Origin of the sequence: uncultured Roseovarius sp. (assembly GCF_913054395.1) — a bacterium.
GTDB lineage: Bacteria > Pseudomonadota > Alphaproteobacteria > Rhodobacterales > Rhodobacteraceae > Roseovarius.
This window is the reverse complement of record NZ_CAJXIP010000230.1, coordinates 1-3,559: the sequence shown is the minus strand read 5'-3', so window position 1 is coordinate 3,559 and position 3,559 is coordinate 1. Positions and strand designations below refer to the sequence as shown.

At 60.2% G+C, this 3,559-nt stretch carries 2 protein-coding genes and 1 pseudogene; all 3 read right to left on the bottom strand.

Going from position 1 to position 3,559, the window contains the following annotated elements; translation table 11 throughout:
* A partial coding sequence (locus QZ522_RS18465) for a TRAP transporter large permease subunit (RefSeq protein WP_294615038.1) occupies positions 1 to 2,086 on the bottom strand: 2,086 nt, incomplete at its 3' end.
* Positions 2,087 to 2,100: 14 nt separating this feature from the next.
* Positions 2,101 to 2,991: a TRAP transporter small permease subunit gene (locus QZ522_RS18460; protein ID WP_294615036.1), complete on the bottom strand. Its 891-nt coding sequence runs from the start codon at positions 2,989 to 2,991 to the stop codon at positions 2,101 to 2,103.
* A gap of 108 nt (positions 2,992 to 3,099) precedes the next feature.
* Positions 3,100 to 3,559, bottom strand: a pseudogene (locus QZ522_RS18455) (ABC transporter substrate-binding protein); the annotation flags it as partial.

Genomic DNA, 3,559 nt, shown 5'->3' with positions numbered 1-3,559 from the left:
CGATATAGATGATCTCGAGGAAGTCGAGCACAAAGCCCATCATAAACAGCACCAGCATCACGATCAGGAAGACCTTGAACTCGTTGTCAAAGCTCTTGAGGAACTCCTGAATGTAATGCTCGCCGCCAAAGCTGATCACCACGAGGTTCAACAGTTGCGAGCCGATGAGGATGGTGAAGACCATGCTTGTGACCTTGGCCGTTTCACGCACGATCGGCGTCAGAACCCCACCAGTGTAAAGCACCCAACAGCCGAACAAGAGGCCGAAGGCGGCATAGAGATAGGCCGCGTAGGCGACAAAGAATGCCACCCAGGATTCAAAGCTGACGCCGTCCTGATTGATGCGGAGATCAAAGTTGATGCCCATCAGGATCGCAATCACCACGGCCAGCGTGGCCATGATGATGATCTTGGGCGAACGGTCCTGATCGCGCAGCTTGCGATAGGCCGCAAGCATGATCGCGCCACCGGCGCCAAGGCCCGCCGCCGGCGTCGGGTTGGTGATCCCGCCAAGGATCGAGCCAAGCACCGCCACGATCAGGACGAGCGGAGGAAAGACCACTCGGATGATCTCGTTCTGGGCCATGCGGCCCGCGCCATGGGCACAGCCGTAAAGCGCCAGTGCCAGTGGGATCGCCAGCAACAGGACCGTCGCCCCGGAGCTGCTTGAGGGGGCGATCAGAAGGATATCCACCAGCAAGGCCAGAACGATCCCGAGCGCGCCGATCAAGAGCGGCCGCGCAGGGGCCGAGGGTTTGACGCCCCGCGCCACCGCAAGGACCAGCCCCAGAGCGACCAGGATCGTTGCCACGCCGGTGCCGACCGGGGCCGCGTCGGCCTCTTTTTCGGTGATCAGTGCGGCGATTTCCTCGGGGCTCAGACGCACGCTTTGCTCGACACCGCCAGCGGCGTCGATGGCGGCGGTTTCGGCCACCGCGATATCCCAGGCCTCCTGGCCGTGCAGCTCGATCATGGCCGCCTGGCATTCAGGCCCTACGTTGGTGCGCAGGGACGCATTCTGGCCCTGATCGCTGAAGCTGTCGACGATCAGGTTCTGCGAACCGACGATTCCGAGCGAGGACAACAGCATGACACCCGCAATCAGGGCAATCGGCACACCGAGGAACCAGGTAAAGCTTTCGCTGCGGGTGATCACCTCGCCGCGCTCGCCTGTTGCCATCTGTACCGCAGGTGCCTTGGACGGGTTCACAAGGGCATAGCCAAACGCGTAAAGGGCATAGAGCAGCGCCAGCAGGATACCAGGCAACAGCGCCGCCTGAAACAGCGTGCCGACCGAGACAACCGCCGGTTCGCCAAGATAGGTCAGGGCATCGGTGCAGCCGACCGAAATCGCACGGTTTTCCTGTGCCACCGAATAAAGGTCACCCGCCAGCGTGCCCAAAAGCACGATCACGATCGAGGGCGGAATGATCTGCCCAAGGGTGCCCGCCGCCGCGATGACGCCGGTCGCGATCTGCGGGCTGTATCCGGCGCGCAGCATGGTCGGCAGGCTGAGCAGGCCCATTGTCACCACCGTGGCGCCGACAATCCCTGTCGAGGCGGCCAGAAACGCGCCCACGACCACCACCGAGACCGCAAGACCGCCGGGCAGCGGGCCAAAGACCCGCGCCATGGTGGTCAACAGGTCATTGGCGATTTTCGAGCGTTCCAGCGTGATGCCCATCATAACGAACATAAGCACCGCCAGCAGGGTCTCGATCGAGGCGCCCGCAAGCACCCGTTCGTTGATCCGGTTCACGATGAACGACACGTTGCGATCAAGCGCCACTTCCCAGCCGCGGTCGAACACGGGCTGCGCGAGGCGCGGCAGATCGGGATAGCGGAAGATGGATATAGCGTCAGCGCGCACGCCGCTGGCAATGATGGCGTTATAAGCCTCGCTGCCGGTGTCGATCGCCTGATGGATCAGGATGCCCGCACTGTCCAGTGCGGCGATGATCCCGAAGGATATGATCCCGGCCCCGCCGATGGCAAAAGCCACCGGAAAGCCGGAGAGAATGCCGCCGAAGAGGCACAGAAATACGATGATCAGGCCGATCTCGACGCCGTCAAGTCCGAATAGCATTATGCCCTGCCCCCTTAATGTGTGCCTTCATAGGCTTCTTCACCTGCGCCAAGGGTGTCCTTGTCGAGGTATTTATCCGCGCTTTCCGGGCCTTCCCTGAATTCCAGGTAGGAGCGCCAGAAAAACGCCATCGCATGCAGGAAAACCATGCCCGCGAAGGCGACCAGCAGAATCTTGAACAGAAAATAGCCGTTAAAGCCATTCGGACTGAAGCCGATGGTTTCCACGTTCCAGCGCAGCGCGCGCGACTTCATCAACAGCCGGTCAAGGGTTTCGCTGGCCGAGGGGTTCGGCACGATCAGGTGACGCCACATGAAGTACCAGCCATACATCCAGGTCAGCACTGCCATCGGCATCATGAAGATCAGCGAGCCAAACATGTCGATCACCCGCTTGGCCCTGTGGCCCACGGCGGAATAGATCAGGTCCACCCGCACATGCCCGCCCTGAACAAAGGTATAGGTCGCACAAAGAGTGACGATCAACGCATTGTAAAGCTTGAGTTCTTCGGAATACCAGCTCACGTCGAACTGAAGCGGGATACCGAAACCGATCACAAGGTCGGGACGCGCGAAGATGCGCTGGATGAAAACGATGATGATCTGCTGGATCACCATGATCAAACCGGCCCAGGCGGCGAAGCGGCCCACGGTATTGGCAAAGCCCTCAAGCCCGCGCACCAGCGTCCACATAAAGCCGGTCTTCCAGATGCCGATCCCGGTCAGCACCAGGAATGTCGTGAAAGCCACGAAGAAAAGTTCGATCGAGCCACCATAATAGACGACCCGCATGATGGCTTGTTTGTCCGACCAATCGAGCCATAGCTGTGGATGGCTTACGGCATAGGCCAGATTGTAAAAGGCCATGGCAATGTTCTGGAATACCCAGAGGATCGCGTCCAACATCTGTCCCCCTCCCTTTGCCCGGTTGTTCAGGTCCGGGCCGCCTGTTTTTGGTGTGACGACAGGCCCCGGAAAACCGGGGCCTGCGATGGTGCTTGTCAGGCGGCGGGCTTAGCCCAGGACGCGGTCGCGCTGTGCGGTATAGGCGCCATCGGATTTCTTGATCCAGCCCGAAGAGGATTTCAGCGAGGCGGTATAGCTGTCATAGGTGCGCTTATAAAGCTCGTCACCCATGTTTTCCTGATGCACGGCGTCAGAGGCCTGACCGAAGGCATCCCAGACGCTGTCGGGGAATTCCAGGGTTTTCACGCCATTCGACTGCAGACGCTGGAGCGCGGCCGAGTTGTTGGCGAGGAATTGCGCCAGGTTCCACTGGTGCGCTTCGGCACAGCTGATTTCGACCATTTTCTGCTGGGCGGGGCTCAGGCTTTCGAAAACTTCACGGTTCATGCCGATTGACAGGCCCGCGCCCGGCTCGTGGAAGCCGGCAGTGTAGTAGAACTTGGTGATTTCCTGGAAACCGGCCTTTTCGTCAGCCCATGGACCAATCCACTCAGTTCCGTCGATCGCA